This is a genomic window from Phocaeicola sartorii JCM 17136 = DSM 21941, from assembly GCF_054653615.1.
This window is the reverse complement of record NZ_BAAIFW010000006.1, coordinates 973,176-998,054: the sequence shown is the minus strand read 5'-3', so window position 1 is coordinate 998,054 and position 24,879 is coordinate 973,176. Positions and strand designations below refer to the sequence as shown.

Sequence of the window (24,879 nt, the reverse complement as noted above, 5' to 3'; positions counted from 1 at the left end):
GTCATGAAAATAAAAACATTTAAAATACTATCAAGCGCACTGTTGCTGTCGGCAACATTAGTTTCCTGTGAGGACTTTTTAGACAAAGAACCCCCTTCTTACGTCATACCGGAAGACTATTACCGGTCGGATGACCAGATACAAGCTATAGCCAACGGCTTTTATACCAGTGTGGCTCCTTCCACTTTAGGCGCTTTCTCCGACGGGGCTACCGATATCCAGACTGGTATGTATGCCGACGGAAAGTATGCCGAGGGGCAATGGAAAGTAGGTATGGGCAACAGCAACTGGGACTGGGGAACCATCCGGAGCGTTAACTACTCCTTGAATACGACCTTGGATCGCTATGCCAAAGGAGAAATTAAAGGAAGCGCCCGTAACATAGAGCAATATATAGGAGAACTCTATTTCTTCCGTGCCTATCGTTATTATTCCATGTTGCGGAATTGGGGAGACCTTCCTATCCTGACGGAAGCTCTGCCCGATGATGAAGCGGCGTTGGTTGCCGCTTGCAAACGTCGTCCGCGCAATGAGGTCGCCCGGTTTATCATTGCCAATCTGGATACTGCCCGGACTTATTTGAAAGACAATTTTGACCCCATGCGCAATCGTGTGTCGAGAGATGTGGCTACGCTGGTCAAATCCCGTGTCGCTCTGTTCGAGGGATCCTGGCTGAAGTACTTCAAAGGCACTCCGTTTGTTCCCAATGGCGAAGGATGGCCCGGAAAAGCCAAGGACTACAATGCCGGTTACGAATATCCGTCGGGAAGTGTTGACAGCGAGAGCGAGTATTTCTTCCGGATAGCGGCCGAAAGCGCGGAAGAAATCGCAGAGAAATACAAAGGTGTCCTGACTCAGAATACAGGTATCGTTCCTCAAGAGGAAGGGGATGTGAATCCTTATTTCTATATGTTCGGCGCGGTGGATATGTCTGTATATCCCGACATCCTGATGTGGAGAGCCTACGACAAGAGCAAGGAAGTGGTGCATAGTTCTGAGGTTGGCGTACAGTTTGGAAACTGGGGCGTAGGAGTAACCCGCAACGGTGTAGAACGTTTCGTGATGCAGGATGGAAAACCTTGGTATGCCCAGCATGATGGTTATACTTACGATGACTCTACCATAGGCAGTATCCGTGAATATACAGACCCGCGCCTGTCCATCTTCCTGAAAGAACCCGGACAGAAGAACGTCTTCAAGAACATGGACGCTTCGGTGACCCACGCCGTACCGGTAGAGCCTTATCCGAACATCCTGAACGGTAATGGTGACAAAGGGTATTCCACCGGCTACTCACTCCGTAAAGGGGGTACTTTTGACAAGGCATTGTGCGAAAACCTCTATTCTTATAACGGGGCCATCTCTTTCCGTGCCACTGAGGCATTGCTGACTTATATGGAAGCGGAATATCAGTTGACCGGAAATATAAACTCGGGACGCATTTTGGAATACTGGAAAGCAGTCCGCACCGCCGCTGGCTTCTCGGGTGACGCGGTAGATCCGATGACCACGATTGCCGCAACGGACTTTTCCAAAGAAAAAAGCGATTGGGCGTCTTATTCGGCCGGCGAGCAGCTGACCGACCCTGTGATGTACAACATCCGTCGTGAACGTTGTTGTGAATTATTGGGTGAAGGATTGAGATCGTATGATTTGGCGCGCTGGCGTTCCTATGACCAGATGATGGACGAACCTTACCATGTAGAAGGATTCCGCTTTTGGAACAGCCCGATGCAGGAATGGTATGATCCCAAAAGCCTGGTCAGCGACGGCAGCTCTTCGGCCAATGTATCCAGCCCGGAATTAAGCGAATATCTCCGTCCGTATGAGAAAAACATGACTTCCGGAAACTTGTACAGAAACGGTTATACTTGGAAAATGGCGCATTACTTACAACCGATGCCTATCCGCCAGTTCCTGCTGACCGCACCGGATCATGCTTCTGTTGAGCTGTCTCCTTTGTACCAGAATCCTTATTGGCCTACAACTGCGGATATGCCGGCTGAAAAATAACATTTCCTCCTATTTTCCCTCCGGGTGCTTCTATAAGGTGTTTCCGGAGGGAATTTATTAATTGAAAAGGGAAACCTTTAACTATATTATCATGAAAAAAAAACCGATTGCCGCCATTATATCAGGTTTGTTCATTGCTTTGTCACTTCATGCACAAAATACAAGAATAAATGCTGGATGGGAATTCCAACGGCTGAACGAAAAACAACGACAAGTTGAAATCAAGAACCAAGGCTCTGATTGGAGTTCTCAATTCAATATTCAGCATGTGGAAGCACAAAATAAAGCTTTGGCGATACATCCCGATACATTAAGGATGGAGTTTGGCCAGCTTTCTTCAGCTGCCTGGGAACGTGTCGGCCTGCCGCATACTCCATTTGTCGAGCCGCTTGTCGTACTGCAACAGTGGCAGGGCGTGTGCTATTACCGTAAACAACTCAATATTCACAAAAAAGATAGAGACAAACAACTGTGGCTGGAGTTTGAGGGAGCCATGCACTTGGCTGATGTGTGGGTGAATGGCAAGCATCTGATGCAACACTCGGGTGGATACACTCCATTTATAGTAGATGTCACTGGTATGCTTCATGCTGATCGCGCCAACGAGATTTTGGTTCGTTTGGATAACCGCAACAATCCTCTCATACCTCCTGGAAAGCCGCTGGAAACATTAGATTTCTGTTACTATGGAGGTTTGTACCGCGATGTTAATCTCATCGTCAATGAGCCTGTGCATATCACCCACCCCATCATGGCAGATGAAGTGGCTGGAGGAGGCATTTTTGTCACTTATCCTAAAGTGTCGGAACAAGAGGCCGAAGTGAATGTAAAAACACAAGTGGCAAATAAGACTGCCGGACGGAAAAATATCACTATACGCCATACGCTTTATGAATGGAGCAAGGAAAAGGGACGCAATAAGAAAGTGGTTTCAGTGGAAGGCAGGCTCGTTGTGGCAGGTGGTGTCACCGCATATAGTGTACAGCAGTTCAAGGTGGCTTCTCCTAAACTGTGGTTTCCGGATTTCCCCGCCCTCTATGTGTTACGTACAGAGGTGCTGGACGGAAAAAAGGTGACTGACCGCGAAGATACGCGTATCGGAATACGCCGTATTGAAATGACACGCGGGAAGGGATTTGTCATCAATGGCAAACCGTTGAAACTGGAAGGGAGCAACCGCCATCAGGAGTATCCTTATGTGGGCAACGCCATTTCCGACCAGGCGCAATATCGCGATATGTACCAAATCCGTAATAATGGTTTCAATACCGTACGTCTGGGGCATTATCCGCAAGATCCGTCGGTGTTAGACGCTTGTGACGAGCTGGGGTTGCTGGCTATAGAGCCTATTCCCGGGTGGCAATTTTTTAACAAGGCGCAGAACTTTGTAGATCACACATATAAAGATATACGTGACTTGATACGCCGTGACCGTAATCATCCTTCCATCATTATGTGGGAAACGACGCTGAATGAATCATGGCCACCCAAAGAATGGAAAGACGGGGCCGTACGGACTGCCCATGAGGAGTTTCCGGGTGACCAATGCTATACATCGGGAGATACATATGGATATGATGGTTTTGATGTTTGCTATAATGACTGGGAAGAAGGATACAACCGTCCCAATAAGACCCGGAAGCCCGGCTTTATCCGCGAGTATTACGATTATGAGTTTGGCGGCCACTATAGCACCAGTCGTGTGACCCGCGGAGATGGTGACCGTGCTTTGGTACAGAATGCGTGGAACGCCCAGTGGAGTCACAACCGCTATCGCGCTTACTATCCGTGGACTATCGGTGGTGCGGTATGGAGCATGCACGATTACAACCGGGGATGCTGCGACAATATCTGCTACAGTGGTTTGGCCGATATTTTCCGTTTGCCTAAATTGGGGTTATCCTACTTCCGTACGCAAGTTCCGATGGGTGGATTTACACCTGCAGGCCCTATGCCGTATGAGGTCTTTATCAACAGCCATTGGATGGAAAACGCTTCGGATACGTTGCAGGTATATGGCAATGTAGATGAAGTGGAAGTCTGGCTTAACGGCCGGGTAGTGGCACGCCGGCATCCGGATGACAAACCGACTACAGAGGACTATGTATCCCGTCCGGATGGTGGGAACGCTACGAATATCAACTTTCCTCCTTTTACTTTTTTCAACATGAAATGGGAGCAAGGAGAGCTGAAGGCTGTGGGATATAAGGACGGAAAGGCTGTGGCCGAATGCATGGTACGTACTCCCGGCAGTGTTGAAGCTATGGATATTACGTACTTTGAAAGTGGAGTGCCTGCTTCTGCAGACGATTTACTGATTGTTTATGTTCATCTGAAAGACAGGCAAGGTACAGATTGTTTTGGTGAAAATAAACGGGAAGTAAAACTAGAAGTGTTGCAAGGTGGTGAGTTGCGCGGTCCGGCTGAAGTAAAAGCGGAAGCTGGTGTCGCGTCGTTTCTAGTAGCGACAACTGATTCTCCGGTGCTTGTAATGAAGGCGGTATCGGGAAATATTGAAACGAAAAGCGAATTGAAATTGAAATAAACTTCCAATTAATTATACATTATGAATTTATTAAGATCATGTATTCTTGGAGCGGCTCTTCTCATAACGACGTTATTTATGGGATGTTCTCCATCAAATAAGCCGCAAACCTTTGAGGTAGGAAAGCAAACCTTCCTGCTGGATGGCAAACCTTTCGTCATCAAAGCGGCGGAAATGCATTATACCCGCATTCCCGCCGAGTATTGGGAACACCGCATACAAATGTGCAAGGCATTGGGCATGAACACCATCTGCATCTATGCCTTCTGGAACATTCACGAACAACGCCCCGGTGAATTCGATTTCAAAGGACAGAACGACATCGCCGAATTCTGTCGCCTGGCACAGAAGAACGGTATGTACATCATGCTGCGCCCCGGCCCTTATGTCTGTTCGGAGTGGGAAATGGGAGGGCTGCCTTGGTGGCTGCTGAAGAAGAAAGACATCCAGCTGCGCACCAACGACCCCTATTTTCTGGAACGCACCAAGCTTTTCATGAACGAGATAGGAAAGCAACTGGCGGACTTGCAGGCACCGCGTGGTGGAAACATCATCATGGTGCAGGTGGAAAACGAATATGGAGGTTATGCCGTAAATAAAGAATATATAGCCAATATCCGTGACATTGTGCGTGGCGCAGGCTTCACGGACGTACCCCTGTTCCAGTGCGACTGGAGTTCCACCTTTCAGCTGAACGGGCTGGACGACTTGCTCTGGACTATCAACTTCGGAACGGGAGCCAATATCGACGCACAGTTCAAGGCTTTGAAAGAAGCGCGCCCGGATTCCCCTCTGATGTGCAGCGAATTTTGGAGCGGATGGTTCGACCACTGGGGACGCAAACACGAGACACGTGATGCCGGAACCATGGTGTCCGGTTTGAAAGACATGCTGGACCGCAACATTTCCTTCTCTCTTTATATGGCTCATGGAGGTACTACCTTCGGTCATTGGGGAGGTGCCAACTGTCCTTCGTATTCCGCCATGTGCAGTTCGTATGACTACGATGCTCCTATCAGCGAGGCCGGATGGGCCACTCCGAAATATTACAAGTTGCGCGAAATGCTGATGCAATATGCCGATTCGGCACAAGTGATACCCGATGTTCCGCAAGCCTGTCCGCTGATAGAGATACCTGCCATCCGTTTTGAAGAGACGGCCCGTTTGTTCGAGAATCTGCCGGAACCCAAAGAAACGGAAGAGGTGAAGCCTATGGAGGACTTCGACCAGGGATGGGGAACCATTTTATACCGCACTACCTTACCTGAAATCAAAGAAGGTACCGTGCTGCTGATGGACGAGGTGCACGACTGGGCACAAGTATATGCTGACGGCAAGTTGCTGGGACGTCTGGACCGTCGTCGCAGTGAAAACAGCCTGACATTGCCGGCACTGAAAGCAGGTACGCAACTGGATATCCTGGTAGAGGCCATGGGACGTGTCAACTTCGACTATGCCATTCACGACCGGAAAGGTATCACCGATAAAGTGGAACTGCTGACCGAAGAGAGCAGCCGGGAACTGAAAGGCTGGCAGGTGTACAGTTTCCCCACTGATGCCGCGTTTGCCGCACGGAAGGATTTCCGGAAAGGTGACAAGGAGGAAGGTCCTGCCTATTACCGCGCTTCGTTTGAACTGAAAGAAACGGGAGATGTATTCCTCGATATGCAGACTTGGGGAAAGGGCATGGTCTGGGTGAACGGAAAAGCCATCGGACGTTTCTGGGAAATCGGTCCCCAGCAGACACTCTACATGCCGGGATGCTGGTTGAAGAAAGGAAAGAACGAGATTGTGGTACTCGACCTTCTGGGACCGGACAAAGCGGAAATCAAAGGCCTAAAGCAGCCTATACTGGATATGCTCCGTTCGGAAGAACCGCTCACGCATCGCAAGGAGGGAGAAAATTTGAGCCTGAAAGGTGAGAGACCGGTTGCCGCCGGAGAACTGGCGGCAGGCAACGGCTGGCAGGAAGTGAAATTCAGCCGTCCGGTAAAAGGCAGCTATTTCTGTCTGGAAGCATTGAGTGCGCAGGACGGAAAAGAAACGGCTTCCATCGCCGAACTTTATCTGCTGGACGAGAACGGCAAAACTCTTTCCCGACAGAACTGGCGGATTGACTATGCGGACAGTGAAAGCACAAGCTGGGGTAACTTTACCGCCGACAAGGTGTATGACCTGCAGGAGTCCACTTACTGGAGCACGGCTCGTGGAGCCGGTTATCCGCATTCGCTGGTGATAGATCTGAAGGGGGAATATACCGTCAGTGGTTTCCGCTATTTGCCGCGTGCGGAAGAGAATGCTCCGGGAGCCATTAAATCGTATAAGGTCTATGTCAAGGACCGTCCGTTTGTAAAATAATGTATCATAAAATATTGATTTATACAAGATGAAGAAAATGAAATCCTTGCTGGCAGGCGCGTGTGCGGCAGTCTTGCTGTGCTCGTGCTCTGGGACAGGCAGTGTGCAAACTACAGAAAAAGGTACACAGTGGCAATGGGAAAAAGGAACAGTCGTGGTAAAGAACCCCGGGCGTCCAGCCGGACAGGAGAGCGTCATCGGTCTGGCACTACCCAAGATGGAAGTGGTGCGCGTGGGATTCGTAGGGCTGGGAATGCGCGGCCCGGGTGCCGTGGAACGCTTCACTTACATTCCCGGTACGCAGATTGTGGCGCTGTGCGACTATGAGCCGGAGCGTGCCGAAAGATGCCAGCAATATCTGAAAAATGCGTCTATGCCCAAAGCGGCTGTTTACTCGGGAGAGAAAGGATATGAAGAGCTGTGCAAGCGTGAAGATATTGATCTGGTTTATATAGCCGCCGACTGGCTGCATCATTTCCCGATAGCCAAGTGCGCGCTGGAGAACAACAAGAATGTGGCCATCGAAGTGCCCTCTGCCATGAACTTGAAAGAGTGCTGGGAGCTGGTTGACTTGAGCGAGAAGAACCGCAAGCACTGTATGATTCTTGAAAACTGCTGTTACGACTGGTTCGAGATGAATACCCTGAACATGGCTCAACAAGGTGTGTTCGGCGAAGTGATACGTGCGCAAGGCGCTTATATCCATAACCTTGCCCCTTTCTGGAAACATTACTGGAAGAACGGGGAAGAGGATAAGCTGGGCTGGCGTCTGGAGTACAATATGCGCCATCGCGGCGATGTGTATGCCACTCACGGACTCGGTCCTGTGGCGCAGGCGCTGGATATCCACCGCGGAGACCGTATGGAAACACTGACGGCTATGGACACCAAGTCTGTTGTAGGCAAGGCGTTGGCCGAGGCTGCCACCGATTCAGCGTGCAATAGTTTCCGCAACGGTGACCATACCACGACCATGATCCGCACTGCCAATGGAAAAGTGATTGAGATACAGCACAATGTAATGACTCCACAGCCTTACAACCGCTTATACCAGCTCACAGGTACCAAGGGATTTGCCAACAAATATCCGGTAGAAGGCTATGCGCTGGATGCCGATCAGTTGGTGGCTTCGGGCGTGCAGCCTAAAATAGACGATCTCAATTCGCACGGTTTCCTTCCCGATGCCGAGATGGCTGCTTTGGTGGAGAAATACCGGCATCCTATCCTGACGAAATATGGTGAGATGGCCAAGGAAGTGGGCGGACATGGCGGTATGGATTTCATAATGGACAGCCGCTTGGTTTATTGTCTGCAAAACGGATTGCCGCTCGATATGGATGTGTACGATTTGGCTGAATGGTGCTGCCTGGCCGAACTGGGCGAGCTTTCTATGGACAATGGTTGCGCAGCCGTAGCCTTTCCCGATTTCACCCGGGGCGAATGGAATAAGGTAAGAGGCTACAGCCATGCGTATGCCGCTCCTGCCGATGAAGCCGCCGCCATGGAGAAAGCCAAGGCTTTCACCGCCGCGCTGAAGGAACGGGGAGCCAAAGAATGGGCGGCCGAATAAGGTGATTGCATTAAGAATGGAAGATAAGGGCGGGCCTGCGGGTCCGCCCTTTCATATAGGTAACGAACGGAGCAATTGACTGCGAAAACTATAAAAAACATTTCATACCACTCCGCAATCCGAATAAATATCGTATTTTTGAACAATATTTCTAACCTTAAGAACAATAAACTATTATGCGAAAATTAGCAGTCGGCTTATTATTATGCTGCTTTACCATGCAGAGCCATGCAAAGACTGAACCTTTGAAAGGCTTTTACTATGCCTCGGTACAAACTCCGGAAGGAAATGAATGGGAGTCACCCGGAAACCTGGCGTTGAACAAGGAACAACCTCACGCTTATTTTTTCTCTTTCCAAGATAAGGTAAGTGCCCGGAAGGTATTGCCTGAAAACAGTGCGTACTGGCAGTCCCTGAACGGAGACTGGAAATTCAACTGGGTTCCAAATCCGGAGGAACGACCTGAGGATTTCTATAAAACGGAGTTTGACGTATCGGGATGGGACAACATTCCGGTTCCGTCCAGTTGGAATATCTATGGGATCCAGAAAGACGGGACACAAAAGTATGGAACCCCCATCTATGTAAACCAACCTGTGATTTTCCAGCACAAAGTAGCGGTGGACGACTGGCGCGGAGGGGTCATGCGTACTCCCCCGGCTGACTGGACTACTTTCAAGGCGCGTAACGAGGTAGGTTCTTACCGCCGTGAATTCACCGTTCCCGAAGACTGGGACGGAAAAGAAGTATTCATCCATTTTGATGGCGTGGACTCATTCTTCTATCTCTGGATCAATGGCCGGTACGTAGGTTTCTCGAAAAACTCGCGTAACACCGCCAGTTTCAATATAACCGGCTACCTGGTGAAAGGGACCAACACTGTGGCTGCCGAAGTTTATCGCAGCTCGGACGGTTCTTTCCTGGAAGCGCAGGATATGTTCCGTCTGCCGGGCATCTACCGCACCGTAGCCCTGACAGCCGTACCCCGGCTGCATGTACGCGATCTGGTGGCAACTCCCGATCTGGATGAAACTTATACCGACGGAGAGCTGAGAATCCATGCGGATATCCGCAACCTTGGAAAGAAAGCCGCCAAAGGTTATTCCATGGTTTATTCACTGTATGCCAACCAACTGTATTCGGATGAGAACACGCCGGTGGCGGGAGTTACAGCTTCTGCTCCGATAGCCGTGGTCGAAGCCGGTGAAGAGCAAGGAACGGAAGTGGTGATGAAGGTGAAGAACCCGGATAAATGGTCGGCCGAACTGCCTTACCGCTATACCTTGGTGGGCGAGTTGAAAGACAAAAAAGGACGCGTTGTCGAGACGGTTTCCACCATCGTGGGTTTCCGTGAAGTGGAAATCAAGGACACGCCCGCATCGGAGGACGAGTTCGGACTGGCCGGACGTTATTACTACGTGAACGGCAAGACCGTGAAACTGAAAGGTGTGAACCGTCACGAAAGCAACCCGGGAGTAGGTCACGCCATCACCCGTAAGATGATGGAAGATGAAATCATGCTGATGAAACGTGCCAACATCAACCACGTGCGCAATTCACACTACCCTGATGATCCGTATTGGTACTACCTGTGCAATAAATACGGCATCTATCTGGAAGATGAGGCCAATATCGAATCTCATGAATATTACTATGGACAAGCATCTTTGTCTCATCCGGTGGAATGGCGGGACGCCCATGTGGCGCGTGTGCTGGAAATGGTACATGCCAACATCAATAATCCTTCCATCGTTATCTGGTCGCTGGGTAATGAGGCGGGTCCCGGCAAGAACTTTGTGGAGGCGTATGACGCGCTGAAGAAGGTGGATACTTCGCGCCCGGTACAGTATGAACGCAATAACGACATTGTGGACATGGGCTCCAACCAGTATCCTTCCATTTCATGGGTACGTGGGGCGGTGAAAGGTACATACGACATCAAGTACCCGTTCCATATCTCGGAATATGCCCATTCTATGGGTAATGCCTGCGGCAACTTGATTGATTATTGGGAAGCGATGGAGTCGACCAACTTTTTCTGCGGGGGTGCTATCTGGGACTGGGTGGACCAGTCGATGTACAACTATACCCAAGACGGTGTACGCTATTTTGCCTACGGAGGTGATTTCGGTGATACGCCCAATGACGGGCAATTCGTGATGAACGGCATTGTATTCGGCGATTTGGAGCCGAAACCGCAATATTATGAAGTGAAAAAGGTGTATCAGCACATCGGTGTGAAGACAATAGACGCGGAAAAGGGAGTCTATGAAATCTTCAATAAATATTATTTCAAGGATTTGTCCGGCTTCGCCATGAAATGGGCCCTGTACGAGAACGGGAAAGAAGTGGAGAGCGGTCTGCTGAATCCGGGAAAGATAGCCCCCCGTACCCGTATGCAGGTGACTGTCCCCTATACTTATGCCAAACTGAAAACCGATGCCGAATACTTTGTGAAGGTTCAATTCCTGCTGAAGGAAGATCAGCCGTGGGCGCAAAAGAACTATGTCATGGCAGAAGAACAGCTGCCTGTGAAGGCGGCGACCGGATTCAAACCGATGAACGAAGCAGCAGCGGCAGCCGGTGAGATAACAGTGGAAAAACAAGCGGATCCGCGTTTCTCGACGCTCAAGGGCGGGAACTTTACAGTCCGGTTTGATAATGAGGAAGGTACCATTTACAGCCTGAACTATGGCGGTGAAACAATTATCGCCGACGGAAACGGTCCGCGTCTCGACGCTTTCCGCGCATTCACCAACAATGACAACTGGTTCTACCAGACTTGGTTTGAAGCAGGATTGCATAACTTGAAGCACCGGGCCACTGTCTCCAAACTGATAGAGCGGAAGGACGGTTCTGTGGTGTTGTTCTATACCGTAGAGTCACAGGCTCCGAATGCGGCGAAAATATTGGGTGGCACTTCCAGTGGTAAGAACAGTATTCAGGAACTGACAGACCGGAAGTTTGGAGAGGATGACTTCAAGTTCACCACCAACCAGGTATGGACGGTTTACCGCGATGGTTCCATCGAACTGCAGGCAAGCATAACCTCCAATCGTCCCAGTTTGGTACTGCCGCGTCTGGGCTATGTCATGAAAATGCCCCAACGTTATGGAAGCTTCACCTACTACGGGCGTGGTCCGGTCGAGAACTACGCCGACCGCAAGGCGGGACAGTTCATTGAACTGTATGAATCGACCGTTGCCGCCCAGTTCGCGAATTTCCCGAAACCCCAGGATATGGGCAATCACGAAGACGTGCGCTGGTGTGCGTTGACCGACAAGGCGGGCAAAGGAGCCCAGTTCATCGCTACCAGCCGTTTGTCTGTTTCGGCATTGCAGTACTCCGCACACGATCTGATTCTGGCGGGTCATCCCTATCAATTGCCTGAGGCAGGCGATACCTATCTGCACCTTGACCTTGCCGTGACAGGCTTGGGCGGTAACAGTTGTGGCCAGGGCGGTCCGCTGACTCCCGACCGCGTGTTCGCCGGACAGAACCATACCGGTTTCATCATCCGTCCCGCAGCGCAGGATCTGACGGCTGCCGCACAGGTGGCTCCCGCCGGTGATATTCCTTTGTCTGTAACCCGTACACGTGCGGGTATGGTGGAGCTTTCTTCCATTGACAAGAATGCGGTCATACTCTACACCATAGGAAAGAGCAAAGCGGCCATTCCCTACACTGAACCCATCGATCTGCGTGGCGGCGGAGTGATAACGGCTTGGTTCAAGAACAATCCGGCAATCAAGTCTACAGTCACTTTCCCCAAAATAGAGACCATTCAGACCGAGGTGGTTTATGCCAGCAGCGAAGAAGTGTATGACGGCAGCGCGAAGAATTTGGTGGACAATGATCCCAATACCATCTGGCACAGCATGTATTCCGTCACGGTAGCCAAACATCCCCATTGGGTGGATCTGGATGCCGGAGATGTGAAAAATATAACCGGGTTTACTTACTTGCCCCGTCAGGATGGCGGCAACGGCAATGTCAAGGATTATACCATCCACGTGAGCATGGACGGTAAAAACTGGGGAGAACCTGTGCAGAAAGGCTCGTTCGCCAACAACAGGGACGCAAAGAAGGTGACTTTCAACCGGCCTGTGAAAGGACGGTATATCCGTTTCACAGCGTTGAGTGAACAGTCGGGACAGGATTTCGCTTCGGGAGCTGAGCTTTCCATCCTGGCCGAATAAGCCGGTTCCATACCGTGCGAAGCCGGATTCCGGCATCAGCGCGGTATGAGCCATTTTATAAACAAGGCGGATTGTCGTGTTTCAGCCGTTTGGAAAAACGGATGAGGCGGACAATCCGCCTTGTCGGTTCATGGCGTTTCCCGGCTGCGGGCAAATCAGAAAAGGGTGTAAAGGAGGAAGGAAGGCAGATAGTCTTTCAGCACTTCGCGGAACAGCCTGGTGGCTTTCGAAATATGGAACTCCACACCTTTGACTGTTATTCCCAGCGTGGTGGCGATTTCCTGATGCGACTTGTTTTCGTAACGGCTCATCGTGAAGGCGCGGCGTGTCTGTTCAGGCAGTTTCTCCAGCGCTTCATCTACCAGCCTTTGTATGTCGGACGTGAAGACTTCCGAAGGCTCGAAGTTCTCGAGTGTGGCTATCCGGGTCGAGATTTCCCATGAATACAGCTGATAGAGTTCGTCGGAAGCATCCCGGCACACTTGTTCGTGGCGCAGGTAGTCGATGCACTTGTGTTTGACGGTGGTCAATACATAAGCCGGAATATTGGAGGCGTCCGTTATTTTGTCCTTATGGTCCCAATAGTAGGTGAAGGCCTCTATGACAATATCTTCCGCTGCCATCCGGTCGTGCACATACGTATAGGCAAAACGAATGAATCCTTGTTGGTATTCATTTAAAAATCTGCTGAATTGGCATAGGTCCATCATTTCTCTTTTTTGTCGCGGACAAAGGGCTGGCCTTCATACACCGGTCGTTATAAAAAACAAAAATAAGACATTTGCGTGAACTGTACAAGTGAAAGGGGGAAATGTATTGTTGCTGATGTCTTATAATTCACGGTATTATATCGTTTCTTTGAATTGGGTGTACAATTCTCCTATCCATGCCGGTGCTGTATGTTACCTTTATTTTTTCGTCAAGGTTACCCGGTTTATCCTTAAATACCATAATAAGTTTTTTGAAAGTTCAATATCCGTTAACCACGGATGTGGTTAAGTCTATTCACCTAGGTAGCTAACTTTAACCACCCTTGTGGTTAGACTTAACCACCAAGGTGGATAAGCAATTTTGTATTATGTGGTAAAGTTGGAATAATTTATTTTTAAGCATCTATTAGTGAGGGCAATGCCTTCACTGAAGAATATGCTACCACCACTAATAAGTAGTTTATTATAAGCCAGTTACAACAAAAGTGAGGGCATGAGGGCATTTTCACGTCCAACTTTCTAGTGATTATTCCATACGCCACTGTCACTTGCGAAAGTATGAAATATCGTTTTGTCTTTTCCTATCCCGGTATCTATTTCTTTCAAAGGCAAGACGATCTTTCTGTTTATGATCAACGGGACAGTCGGCAATCGGCTGCAGGAGGTGGAGAAACTTTGTCCGGGAGGCACCGTGCTTTTAGTGAAGAATAAACGAAATAGGTAATGAGAGTATGGAATGAAAAGTGTAACTTTCTGCATTTTTAAATAAAATTCCCTCATTCCTCACTGTAATGAGGGTGATATACGATAAATTTATTATCTTTCGGACAAATTAAAACAAGATGATGAATCGGATTTTTCATGTGAAGATAGCGGGAGGTACTTATCTGTTTCTGATACTGCTGACAGCCGTCATGGTATTTGCTTTTTGGTGTATGAAGGCAATGATAGGATTAATAGTGGCATTGGGGCTGATCATTACCATTGAACGTATTATCCATTCCACTTATACGCTGACTGCGGATGGAAAGTTGGTGGTGTATTATGGCCGTTTCTATAAAGGGAAGACCATTCCTTTGACTGACATTACGGATGTGGAGCTGAAACGGAGTCCCGGATTCGGTGGAATTATGCCTTCGAAATATGTATTGATACATTATGAGAAGAAAAATTTATTGTCATTGGTTCCTGTAAAGCCGGAAGAGTTTATCCATGCGTTGGTGAAACGGCTGGAACATAGAATAGAAGAATAACCTTATTAAATCAAATAAATACCATGAAATATCAAATTGCAATTATCGGTGGAGGCCCTGCAGGGTATACTGCTGCCGAAGCTGCCGGAAAGGCAGGACTGAGTGTTGTATTGTTCGAAAAAAGAAGTCTGGGAGGTGTCTGCCTGAATGAAGGATGTATTCCTACCAAGACCTTGCTTTATTCAGCTAAAGTATATGATTATGCAAAACATGCTTCAAAGTATGCCGTGAATGTGCCTGAAGCTTTTTTTGATTTAGGAAAGATTGTGGCGCGTAAATCAAAGGTGGTTCGTAAACTGGTGTTGGGCATCAAGGCAAAACTGACTGCGCATCAGGTACATATAGTAACGGGAGAAGCCACGATTGTAGATAAGAATACCATCCAATGCGGTGAGGAAACCTACGAATGTGAGAATTTGCTGCTGTGTACCGGCAGTGAAACATTTATTCCTCCTATTCCGGGAGTGGAAAATGTGGATTACTGGACGCACCGTGATGCACTGGATAATAAAGAAGTACCTGCTTCATTGACTATTGTCGGTGGTGGGGTGATCGGTATGGAATTTGCTTCTTTCTTCACCAGTTTGGGAGTACAGGTGACGGTGGTCGAAATGTTGGATGAGATCCTGGGTGGCATGGATAAAGAGTTGTCGGCCATGCTTCGGGCTGAATATGCCAAGAAAGGAATTAAGTTCCTGCTCAGTACCAAGGTGGTAGGGGTGTCCAAAGGGGAGACCGGCATTACTGTGTCATACGAAAATGCGGATGGAACAGGAACAGTTACAGCCGACAGATTGTTGATGAGTGTGGGCCGTCGTCCGGTGACCAAAGGCTTCGGGCTGGAAAACCTGAATCTGGAATGGACGGAACGCAGATGCATCAAAGTCGATGAACATTTACAATCTTCTGTCCCCGGTGTCTATGTATGCGGTGATTTGAACGGAGTTTCTTTGTTGGCACATACCGCCGTGCGTGAGGCGGAAGTGGCTGTCCATCATATAATAGGTAAGGAAGATACGATGAGTTATCGTGCCATACCGGGTGTGGTCTATACAAATCCCGAGATTGCCGGGGTGGGTATGAGCGAGGAAGCCTTGCAGGCCGCAGGTATTTCTTATCGTGCCGTTAAGTTGCCGATGGCTTACTCCGGGCGTTTTGTCGCCGAGAACGAAGGAGTGAACGGTGTCTGCAAAGTGCTGACGGCCGAAGACGGCACTGTATTGGGAGCGCACATGCTGGGTAACCCTGCTTCCGAGCTGATTGTACTGGCAGGTATGGCTATTGAGGATGGTAAAACCATAGAGGATTGGAAACGATATGTATTCCCTCATCCTACTGTGGGTGAAATATTCAGGGAATTATAATGAAACGAGTTTTATTTTTCTTTTTACTGATTTTATCTATTCACTTCATAAAGGCCCAGCCGCTGTCTCAGCGGCTGGACGCTTTACTGCATGAAGAAGTTCTGAAAACATCCGAGGTGGGTATTGCCGTATTCGATCTGACTACCGGGGAATCCGTTTACCGTTATCAGGACGAGAAACTATACCGGCCTGCTTCTGTTGAGAAGATAATCACTTCGGTTACCGCTTTGGCGCAGCTGGGAGCGGATTATACCATGGATACCGGTCTCCGTTATCGTGGAAAGATAGAAAATGACACGTTGAAAGGCAGCCTGTATCTGATAGGTGGTTTTGATCCGGAATTTATGGACGAGGATCTGGACCGTCTGGTAGATGCGTTGGCAAGTCAGGGCATCCGTTATGTGACAGACACCCTTGCGGCGGATGTTTCCATGACAGACTCGGTTTATTGGGGTTCCGGCTGGTGTTGGGACGATACTCCTTATTCCTTCCAGCCCTATCTTTCCCCCCTCATGCTGAATAGGGGCTGCGTGGATGTATCGGTATCTCCTGCTCAGAAGGACTCGTTGCCCCAAGTCGTTTGTACGCCGGCTTCCGATTATTATCAAGTTCATAATCAAGGGGTGAGCCGTAATCCGCAAGCCGGAAAGCTGAAAATCACCCGTAACTGGCTCAGCAATGGCAATATCATTACCGTTTCCGGAAATGTTTCGTATCCCTATACCGAGCATTTGAATGTATATACTTCCAAAGATTTCTTCTTTCATACCTTTGTCAGCCGTTTGCGCAGCAAAGGAATTGAAGTGCGAACCTGCACGTATGCCGATTGTCCTGTAACGGCCGACAGCATAGTTACGCTTTATACCGTCCGAAGACCCCTGAAGGAAGTATTGGAAAGAGCGTTGAAAAAAAGTGATAACCTGTGCGCCGAAGCGATGTTTTATCATTTGGCTGCCAGACGTTCGATGCATAAACGGGTGACGGGAGAAGATGGAACCGATGCCATTCATGCTTTTATGAAAACAGCTTTAGGACTGAATCCCGAGAACTACAAGATAGCGGACGGCAGCGGCGTTTCCGTTTATAATTATATCTCTCCACGTTTGTTATTGGAGTATTTGAAGTATGCCTATTATCATCGGGAAATTTTTCTTCCTTTCTATGAGTCCCTGCCCATAGCCGGAGTGGACGGTACTTTACAAAACCGGATGAAGCAGACCAAGGCTCGGGGAAATGTGCATGCAAAAACAGGTTCTGTAACCGGAGTCAGCTCGCTGGCAGGCTATGTAAAAGCTGCCGACGGACATCAGCTGGCCTTTGTGATCATCAATCAGAACGTACTGAAATTAAGTCGGGCGCGTGCATTCCAAGATAAGTTTTGTGATATTTTATCTCGTTGATTTTGAGTTTTTATAGGGTGTAAAACGTATTATATAGCAGATTTTGCATCTAATAGGACAAAATTTATACCTATTCTGAACGATTTTTGCAGCATCGTAACCGGATTGTTTCGTAACTTTGCCAAAGTCGAAATGACTAGGAATACTATAAAAACATAAAATAGCAGCTTATGAAGACAAATTATGAAATCCGTTATGCCGCGCATCCCGAAGACGCCAAAAGCTATGACACCCAAAGGATACGACGGGATTTCTTAATAGAAAAAGTATTTTCGGACAATGAGGTGAACATGGTTTATTCCATGTACGACCGCATGATTGTAGGAGGAGCCAGACCCGTAGGGGAGGTCTTGAAACTGGAGGCCATTGATCCGCTGAAAGCGCCTTATTTCCTTACGCGCCGTGAAATGGGGATTTTCAATGTGGGCGGTCCCGGTGTGGTGAAAGCCGGAGATGCCGTGTTCCAACTGGATTATAAAGAAGCGCTTTATCTGGGTTCGGGAGACCGGGAAGTGACTTTTGAAAGTAAAGATGCCGCAAACCCTGCCAAATTCTATTTTAACTCAGTTACCGCTCATCGTAACTATCCCGATAAAAAAGTGACCCAGGCAGATGCCATCGTTGCTGAAATGGGTTCACTGGAAGGTTCCAACCATCGCTGCATCAACAAGATGCTGGTAAGTCAGGTATTGCCTACCTGTCAGTTGCAGATGGGAATGACCGAACTGAAACCGGGAAGTGTGTGGAACACCATGCCGGCGCACGTGCACAGCCGCCGTATGGAAGCTTACTTCTATTTCGAAGTGCCTGATGATCATGCCGTTTGTCACTTTATGGGAGAAGTGGATGAAACCCGTCATATATGGATGAAAGGCGATCAGGCAGTCTTGTCTCCCGAATGGTCTATCCATAGTGCGGCGGCGACACACAATTATACCTTTATCTGGGGTATGGGCGGAGAGAATCTGGACTACGGTGATCAGGACTTCTCATTAATCACAGACTTGAAATAAATCATATAACTTCATTAATTTAATAATAGAACTATCATGAATCAGTATTTGAATTTTTCTTTGGAAGGTAAAGTAGCTCTTGTAACAGGCGCTTCTTATGGTATCGGTTTTGCTATTGCATCTGCTTTTGCAGAACAGGGCGCAACCATCTGTTTCAACGACATCAATCAGGAATTGGTGGACAAAGGTCTGGCTTCTTACGCTGAAAAAGGAATCAAGGCACACGGATATGTATGCGATGTGACTGACGAACCTGCCGTACAGGCTTTGGTTGCCACTATTGCAAAAGAAGTAGGTACCATCGATATCCTGGTAAACAATGCCGGTATTATTCGTCGTGTTCCGATGCACGAAATGGAAGCTGCCGATTTCCGTCGTGTGATTGATATTGACCTGAATGCTCCGTTTATTGTTTCTAAAGCAGTCTTGCCTGCAATGATGGAAAAAGGACACGGTAAAATCATCAATATCTGCTCTATGATGTCCGAGTTGGGACGCGAAACCGTTTCGGCATACGCTGCCGCTAAAGGTGGCTTGAAGATGTTGACTCGCAACATCTGTTCTGAATACGGAGAATACAACATCCAGTGTAATGGTATCGGCCCGGGTTATATCGCTACTCCGCAGACAGCTCCGTTGCGCGAAATCCAGCCCGATGGAAGCCGTCATCCGTTTGATACATTCATCTGCGCCAAGACTCCGGCCGGCCGTTGGTTGGATCCGCAGGAATTGACCGGCCCTGCCGTATTCCTGGCATCCGAAGCTTCTAATGCAGTCAATGGCCATATCCTTTATGTAGATGGTGGTATCTTGGCTTACATTGGTAAACAGCCTAAATAATTAGTGGATATAAATAAGAAGAATCTGCTCGTGTCTTTGCCGTCACTTGCAGATTCTTTGTATATTTGATGTAGTCTTGGGCTAATATTTTGACTACAAGGTTATTCTTGAGAATTCGCGTGAGGATGGGCAATGGATAAGAAATTGGTAGTGTGTTTGGTTACGCTATATTTCTCACGCTTTCAAATAACTCTTTTACTTTGATGCAAAGTTAGCATTTATTTTTGGATTACGCCTCATTTCGGAGCGTAATTCTCTTTTATATTGACTTTTCTGCGTCGCGGAAGCGACTATACTTCAATAAGAAAAATACGAAATAAGGATACCATCATATAGAGGCGGAGTTTCCATAACCACAGGCAAAGGTAGTCCGTGTTCTTATCAGCCGTGCAAGGTCAGGCCCTTCGGGTTTCGTGGAAAAATCTTCCGCGCCCCGAAGGGCTTGCGGTATTTTTCCCGAAAACCTTGCACGGCTGGAACACGACCTTTTAAGCCTGTAGTTATGGGAACTCCGGCCCCATAAGCCGGGATAACAAAAAATTAAGATGGTATGTCAGAAGTAACAAAGGACAAGTACACCCTTGAAACCCTCCTGCCGTTGAATGTTTCATACGACAGGGATCATATCCTCAGACAGCAGGATGTGGATATGGTGAACAGGCTCGTTGAAATCATTGAAGGCTCACGCTCAAACCTCACGCCTAAGGTCGGAGACAGGATGCGTCATGTTGACCGAGACGGAGATTTCTACGGATACGCGCTGCTCGAAAATCTCAGGGCTGACGGAATATCGGTATGCCTTGCACCATACGTGCCGTTTGTAGGTATCGGTGATCCTGATATATGGCTCAGCGTCAGCGGAGGGCCGTTCACAAGCATCGATCCCGCCGAAATGAAGTTCATCGGCTGGGAGGACGGGGTATTCAGCGCATGGGGACATTGCGGACCGTGCGCCAACGGAAGCGTGAGATTCATGGCTAAGGTCGCCAAATGGGAATACTCTGATCCGGAACCGCTCTATGGGGATTTCACCACCGAGACATGGCGCAAACTCTATGTCCGCATCAATGATAATCCTGAATCTCGCTACCGGTATGTCGCCGACGGAACAGCCTTCCGTGACGATTCCGACTTCGACAGGTTCAAGAAGAACTATGAAGCGACAGTATTCAATCATTCAGATTCCATGCTGGTTGTATGGTGCTTCCGGGATAAGACCGAGTTCCTACAGGAAGATGAATGGAACAGACTGGATTTGCCCGTGCAGGAGCGGATGTACAACGGACAACTCGTGAAAGTCAAGATAAAAAAAGACATGGAGCGCCATGTCACCACATTCTACCGCATAGAACTACCACCGATAACTTACTAAAACCATACGATATGCAGACAACAACAGCAACACATGCAGGCGGCAATGCCGACCTGCTTTCCGGTATTCTCGGAGTGGAAATCCGGAACGAGGAGAAGATAACGGCTCAGGACAGGCTCTTTTGCGAAAAGCAGCAGGAAATGCTGTACGATGCGCTCGAAAAGATAGACCAATGGTACGGAATCTTCACAAAAGAGGCTGAGAAATACCGTGAAAGCCACAAGATAAGATACAAGGAAAACGGAGAAATATCCTACACTGAAAAACTATATCCGGATGACAGCAACTATTCACATCACGAATTCAGACCGTTCAAATCCATCAATATGCTCGCATCCGCAAATCACAGTGCGAATCAAAACTTTGCAAGCAGGATAATCGGATATTTCAACCGCACATACAATGTGTCGGTACCGGTTCCCGAAATAGACGGCGACACTCTTAAAATGGGGTTCCGTCCCCAATACATGACTCATGTGGATACGGTCATAGAACATCTCGGAGGGCGCAGTTTCCGCAAGACAGCCGAAGATGAACTCATCAAACGTTTCCTCCTGCTTGTGAAGCCAAACCGTTGGAGCAAAGTTAAACCCGAATTGAAGGGAGACAAAATATCTTTTCCCAATATCGTGATATTCGACTCATTCTATCATGATTTTTACAACAAAAACTCTATGGATTATAGCAGCCATCAGAAAATGTCGGATTTCTGTGAAGGGATAGCCTTCGGTGCCGACGACGTGTTGTGTGGAGACCGTGAAATGGTTATGCGTTTGAATAGGAACGAAGTGGATACCTCAATATGGTATGACCTCACAACAACTAACGCCACCGGGATTAAATTCTTCCGTAACGGGCGCGTGGATGTCAGATTCCAAAATAGAGAAGCGGCAAGCCTGTGTTTCAACCGTCTCCGCCTTGACGAACTGCGGTTGGAGGAGGAATAGACAATCATAACAGAGAACAGACAGCAGGAAGCACGGATATCGGCAACGGTGTCCGTGCTTCCCCATTTATAACCATATCCCAAGACGATCATGTACGCCATCATACCCCAACAGATTCCCCCGAACAAGCGGGAGGAAATAAACGAGAAGATACTCTTCTGCATAGATTCCGGCAAGGACACCATACCGGCGGAAAGCATCTACAACTGCTATACCGGCATCGGAGGGTTGCATAATCTAAGACGTGCCGATTACAGCAGCTACAACGAGTATGCCGAGGCAAAGCGGGAGTTCGAGATGGGCCAGTTCTTCACGCCCCATGAGATATGCCGCGACATGGTGGATATGCTTTCACCCCAGCCGTCGGAAATGATCCTTGATATGTGTTGCGGCATGGGAAACTTCTTCAACCACCTGCCTAACCAGCGCAACGCGCACGGGTTTGACATAGACCCCAAGGCGGTTGCGGTGGCAAGACACCTTTACCCGGATGCGGACATAAAGCAATGCGACATACAGCAGTTCACATCGGAGAGCCGGTATGACGTGATAATCGGCAATCCCCCTTTCAACCTCAAATTCGGTATCAAAGTATCGCAGGTCTACTATATAGACAAGGCATACGATGCGTTGAATCCGGCCGGGATAGTTATGCTGATTGTCCCCGCATCTTTCCTCCAAAGCGAGTTCTGGGAGAAATCGAAAGTCAGGGCCGTAAACGCGCAGTTCTCGTTCATAGGACAGACCCTGCTTGACTCTGACGCCTTCGCATCGCTCGGTATCCGCAATTTCGGCACAAAGATAATGGTGTTTCTGCGTCACTCCCGACACATTGACATGCAGCCTTACAACGCTGACGATTTTGTGAGCGCGGAAGAACTGAAACAGCGCATAACTGACGCACGGGCGATGAAAGCCAGACTCAAGCTGCCGCTCATGCAGGAGACCAATGCCGTATGCCGTGAGGAACTTGAAAGGTTCGAGTATCTGCTTGCCAAATACATGTACGAGCTGAAAGCCCACAAGCGATTGAACCGACACATAGACAAGGCATTGGAACTCGTCGCAAAATTCCGCAACCAGAAACCGCCGGAGAACTGTACCCAGGCCCAACGGGACGAATGGGAGCGCAAGAAACTAACCCCGAACAAGGTGCTGTCAATAATACGACGGTATATACGTAACCAGGACACCATACGCCGAAAGGAAATAGCGCTCGTAAAGACATCCTACGGATTCAAACTCAAGGCATACGCTTCAAGGATGCTTGAAAAAGAGAAGCGTGCTGTTGCTGGCATCAACGACCTTATACTTGAACGTACAGAGCTGCCTATGCCGGAGATCCCGACAGAGGCGAACTTACGCCAATATAAGGCCGCAATGCGGCTTATACGCAAAAAGCGGCACAGATATAGTCTTCAGAGCCGGACATTCGACAATATGGAGCCGCTGCCTGAACTGGCCGAATATCTTGACCGGGCAACTTTCGTGAACAAGGACATGGATGTGTGCGAGTTCACAAACCTGCAAAAGCACGACCTGAACCTCGTGTTGCAGAAGCGGTACGCCCTGCTCAACTGGCAGCAGGGATCCGGCAAGACGGCGGCAGTTTATCAGAGGGCGAAGTATCTTCTGAAATTCAACAAGGTCCGGAATGTCATTGTCCTCGCCCCGGCAATCGCCACGAACATGACATGGGAGCCGTTTCTGAGAAACAACCGCGAACCATACAGATTGCTGCGGAGCTATACCGATTTTGAGAATATTCCAGCCGATACATTCCTGATAGTATCGACCTCCATGCTCTGCAAGCTGAAACGATATCTAATGAAGTTCATCAAACTGTCGGCACGGAGACTGTGCCTCGTATTTGATGAATCGGATGAGATTACCAATCCCGTATCACAGAGGACGAGATACATACTCGCCATATTCCGCAGGGTAAAATACAAGATCCTTGACACCGGCACAACCACTCGGAACAACATAACGGAACTTTACAGCCAGTTCGAACTGCTGTATAACAATTCGGTCAATATGACCTGTTGGAGTCCAAGGGTATATAAACAGAACCGCGACAAGGAGATCGAGAGCGACAGCAACGACTGGTATGGAGAACCGTTCCCTGCTTTCAGGGGGCATGTGCTCTTCAAGTCGTGCCATTGTCCGGGAAAAGCGACAGTGTTCGGGATTGAGAAGCAGAATCAGGACATTTATAACAAGGACACGCTTTTCGAGCTTATAGGCAAGACCATCATCACGCGCAAGTTCAGGGATTTCGCCGGCGAGAAATATGATGTCAGTACGCAGACCGTCACCCCCTCTCCGGGAGAGCGAGAAGTCTACCGTGTAATAATAGAGGAATTCTGCCGTATATGCGAGCTTTACTACAACAGTACGGGCGATGCGAAGAAGGATGCGGGGCTTCGGCTTATGCGCCAGATCAAGCTGCTGATAAAAGCCTGTTCGGTCCCGCATATTATCGAGGGATATTACGGTGATGAATATCCGAGTAAGGTCCACCATATAGGCCGGATGATACGCCGGACAAAAGGGAAAGTCGCTGTGGGCTGCACATCTATTTCCGCCTATGAGATGTATGCCGGGTATATAAAGGAGCATTTTCCGAACAGACCGGTATTCACAGTGACAGGAGCCATACCCTTCAAGAAACGGCAGACCATCGTCAGCGAGTTCGACTCCACAATCAACGGTGTCCTCGTATGTACGCAGCAGTCTTTGAGCAGCTCGGTCAACATCCCGTCTTGCAACCGGATAATACTGGAATCCTTGCAATGGAATATCCCTAAAATGGAACAGTTCTATTTCCGCTTCATACGCCTCGACTCGAAAGACAAAAAGAAGGTGCATTTCGTGACATACGAGGATTCCGTGGAGCAGAACCTGATGGCGTTAGTGCTTACCAAGGAGCGCCTTAACGAGTTCATCAAGTGCGGTGAGGTCAAGGAGCAGGCGGAGATATTCAACGAGTTCGACATATCCATGTCGGTAATTGACAGCCTGCTAAGGCGTGAGACAGATGCCGAAGGCAAAGTGAGGATAAGCTGGGGACGCCAGCTGGTAACGTGATAATCAAAGTAATAATGAAAACATGCAATCCGTGGCATCCATTCCCACAGGCAAAGGTAGGCCGTGTCCCCTTCGGCAGTGCAAGGTCGGGCCGCAGGCGGTTTACGGGAAAATCATCCTCGCCGGAGGCTCCGGTATTTTCCCGTAAAACCCTGCACGGCCGGGACACGCACCTTTTGATGCCTGTGGAATGGAATCCACGGGT

At 48.8% G+C, this 24,879-nt stretch carries 14 protein-coding genes; 13 read left to right on the top strand and 1 reads right to left on the bottom strand.

The window, feature by feature from the left end; genetic code table 11:
* Nucleotides 1-3 precede the first annotated feature (3 nt).
* The 5 genes from ACYQ0C_RS21210 to ACYQ0C_RS21190 all read left to right on the top strand — a co-directional run bounded on the left by ACYQ0C_RS21210 (nt 4) and on the right by ACYQ0C_RS21190 (nt 12,685).
* Nucleotides 4-2,013: a RagB/SusD family nutrient uptake outer membrane protein gene (locus tag ACYQ0C_RS21210; RefSeq protein WP_016274819.1), complete on the top strand. Its 2,010-nt coding sequence runs from the start codon at nt 4-6 to the stop codon at nt 2,011-2,013.
* 91 nt (nt 2,014-2,104) lie between these two features.
* Nucleotides 2,105-4,558, top strand: a complete 2,454-nt coding sequence (locus tag ACYQ0C_RS21205) for a glycoside hydrolase family 2 protein (RefSeq protein WP_016274818.1) — start codon at nt 2,105-2,107, stop codon at nt 4,556-4,558.
* 21 nt (nt 4,559-4,579) lie between these two features.
* Nucleotides 4,580-6,916, top strand: coding sequence for a beta-galactosidase (locus tag ACYQ0C_RS21200; RefSeq protein ID WP_089503688.1), 2,337 nt, complete (start codon nt 4,580-4,582; stop codon nt 6,914-6,916).
* Nucleotides 6,917-6,944: 28 nt separating this feature from the next.
* Nucleotides 6,945-8,486, top strand: coding sequence for a Gfo/Idh/MocA family protein (locus ACYQ0C_RS21195; protein WP_016274816.1), 1,542 nt, complete (start codon nt 6,945-6,947; stop codon nt 8,484-8,486).
* Nucleotides 8,487-8,662: 176 nt separating this feature from the next.
* A complete protein-coding gene (locus ACYQ0C_RS21190; RefSeq protein ID WP_016274815.1) occupies nt 8,663-12,685 on the top strand; it encodes a glycoside hydrolase family 2 TIM barrel-domain containing protein in 4,023 nt (1,340 codons plus the stop codon).
* A gap of 155 nt (nt 12,686-12,840) precedes the next feature.
* On the opposite strand, the gene ACYQ0C_RS21185 is transcribed toward ACYQ0C_RS21190, so the two are convergent.
* Nucleotides 12,841-13,392, bottom strand: coding sequence for an RNA polymerase sigma-70 factor (locus tag ACYQ0C_RS21185; protein WP_016274814.1), 552 nt, complete (start codon nt 13,390-13,392; stop codon nt 12,841-12,843).
* Between the two features lie 848 nt (nt 13,393-14,240).
* Here ACYQ0C_RS21185 and ACYQ0C_RS21180 point away from each other — a divergent pair.
* From ACYQ0C_RS21180 to ACYQ0C_RS21145, 8 genes are all read left to right on the top strand, one after another.
* On the top strand, nt 14,241-14,648 hold the full coding sequence (locus ACYQ0C_RS21180) for a PH domain-containing protein (protein ID WP_016274813.1): 408 nt from the start codon (nt 14,241-14,243) through the stop codon (nt 14,646-14,648).
* A 23-nt stretch (nt 14,649-14,671) separates the two neighbouring features.
* Entirely contained in the window at nt 14,672-16,012 is a 1,341-nt protein-coding gene (lpdA, locus tag ACYQ0C_RS21175; protein WP_016274812.1) for a dihydrolipoyl dehydrogenase, read from the top strand.
* Nucleotides 16,012-17,412: a D-alanyl-D-alanine carboxypeptidase/D-alanyl-D-alanine endopeptidase gene (gene dacB, locus ACYQ0C_RS21170; RefSeq protein ID WP_016274811.1), complete on the top strand. Its 1,401-nt coding sequence runs from the start codon at nt 16,012-16,014 to the stop codon at nt 17,410-17,412. Before lpdA ends, dacB begins: the two co-directional genes overlap by 1 nt.
* Nucleotides 17,413-17,582: 170 nt before the next feature.
* Nucleotides 17,583-18,425 carry a 5-dehydro-4-deoxy-D-glucuronate isomerase gene (gene kduI, locus ACYQ0C_RS21165; protein WP_016274810.1) on the top strand — a complete coding sequence of 281 codons (843 nt, stop codon included), beginning with the start codon at nt 17,583-17,585 and terminating at the stop codon, nt 18,423-18,425.
* 36 nt (nt 18,426-18,461) lie between these two features.
* Nucleotides 18,462-19,265: a gluconate 5-dehydrogenase gene (locus tag ACYQ0C_RS21160; RefSeq protein WP_016274809.1), complete on the top strand. Its 804-nt coding sequence runs from the start codon at nt 18,462-18,464 to the stop codon at nt 19,263-19,265.
* Between the two features lie 550 nt (nt 19,266-19,815).
* On the top strand, nt 19,816-20,637 hold the full coding sequence (locus ACYQ0C_RS21155; protein ID WP_016274808.1) for a DUF4121 family protein: 822 nt from the start codon (nt 19,816-19,818) through the stop codon (nt 20,635-20,637).
* An 11-nt stretch (nt 20,638-20,648) separates the two neighbouring features.
* Nucleotides 20,649-21,584, top strand: coding sequence for a hypothetical protein (locus ACYQ0C_RS21150; RefSeq protein ID WP_016274807.1), 936 nt, complete (start codon nt 20,649-20,651; stop codon nt 21,582-21,584).
* Nucleotides 21,585-21,674: 90 nt separating this feature from the next.
* Complete coding sequence (locus ACYQ0C_RS21145; protein ID WP_016274806.1) at nt 21,675-24,674, top strand: N-6 DNA methylase; 3,000 nt, start codon at nt 21,675-21,677, stop codon at nt 24,672-24,674.
* The last annotated feature ends 205 nt before the right edge of the window (nt 24,675-24,879 follow it).

Coding starts and splice junctions, on each gene's coding strand:
- ACYQ0C_RS21210 (WP_016274819.1), top strand. CDS start 4: ATGAAAATAAAAACATTTAAAATACTATCAAGCGCACTGTTGCTGTCG.
- ACYQ0C_RS21185 (WP_016274814.1), bottom strand. CDS start 13,392: ATGGACCTATGCCAATTCAGCAGATTTTTAAATGAATACCAACAAGGA.
- ACYQ0C_RS21145 (WP_016274806.1), top strand. CDS start 21,675: ATGTACGCCATCATACCCCAACAGATTCCCCCGAACAAGCGGGAGGAA.
- ACYQ0C_RS21160 (WP_016274809.1), top strand. CDS start 18,462: ATGAATCAGTATTTGAATTTTTCTTTGGAAGGTAAAGTAGCTCTTGTA.
- ACYQ0C_RS21190 (WP_016274815.1), top strand. CDS start 8,663: ATGCGAAAATTAGCAGTCGGCTTATTATTATGCTGCTTTACCATGCAG.
- kduI (WP_016274810.1), top strand. CDS start 17,583: ATGAAGACAAATTATGAAATCCGTTATGCCGCGCATCCCGAAGACGCC.
- lpdA (WP_016274812.1), top strand. CDS start 14,672: ATGAAATATCAAATTGCAATTATCGGTGGAGGCCCTGCAGGGTATACT.
- dacB (WP_016274811.1), top strand. CDS start 16,012: ATGAAACGAGTTTTATTTTTCTTTTTACTGATTTTATCTATTCACTTC.
- ACYQ0C_RS21195 (WP_016274816.1), top strand. CDS start 6,945: ATGAAGAAAATGAAATCCTTGCTGGCAGGCGCGTGTGCGGCAGTCTTG.
- ACYQ0C_RS21205 (WP_016274818.1), top strand. CDS start 2,105: ATGAAAAAAAAACCGATTGCCGCCATTATATCAGGTTTGTTCATTGCT.
- ACYQ0C_RS21200 (WP_089503688.1), top strand. CDS start 4,580: ATGAATTTATTAAGATCATGTATTCTTGGAGCGGCTCTTCTCATAACG.
- ACYQ0C_RS21180 (WP_016274813.1), top strand. CDS start 14,241: ATGAATCGGATTTTTCATGTGAAGATAGCGGGAGGTACTTATCTGTTT.
- ACYQ0C_RS21155 (WP_016274808.1), top strand. CDS start 19,816: ATGTCAGAAGTAACAAAGGACAAGTACACCCTTGAAACCCTCCTGCCG.
- ACYQ0C_RS21150 (WP_016274807.1), top strand. CDS start 20,649: ATGCAGACAACAACAGCAACACATGCAGGCGGCAATGCCGACCTGCTT.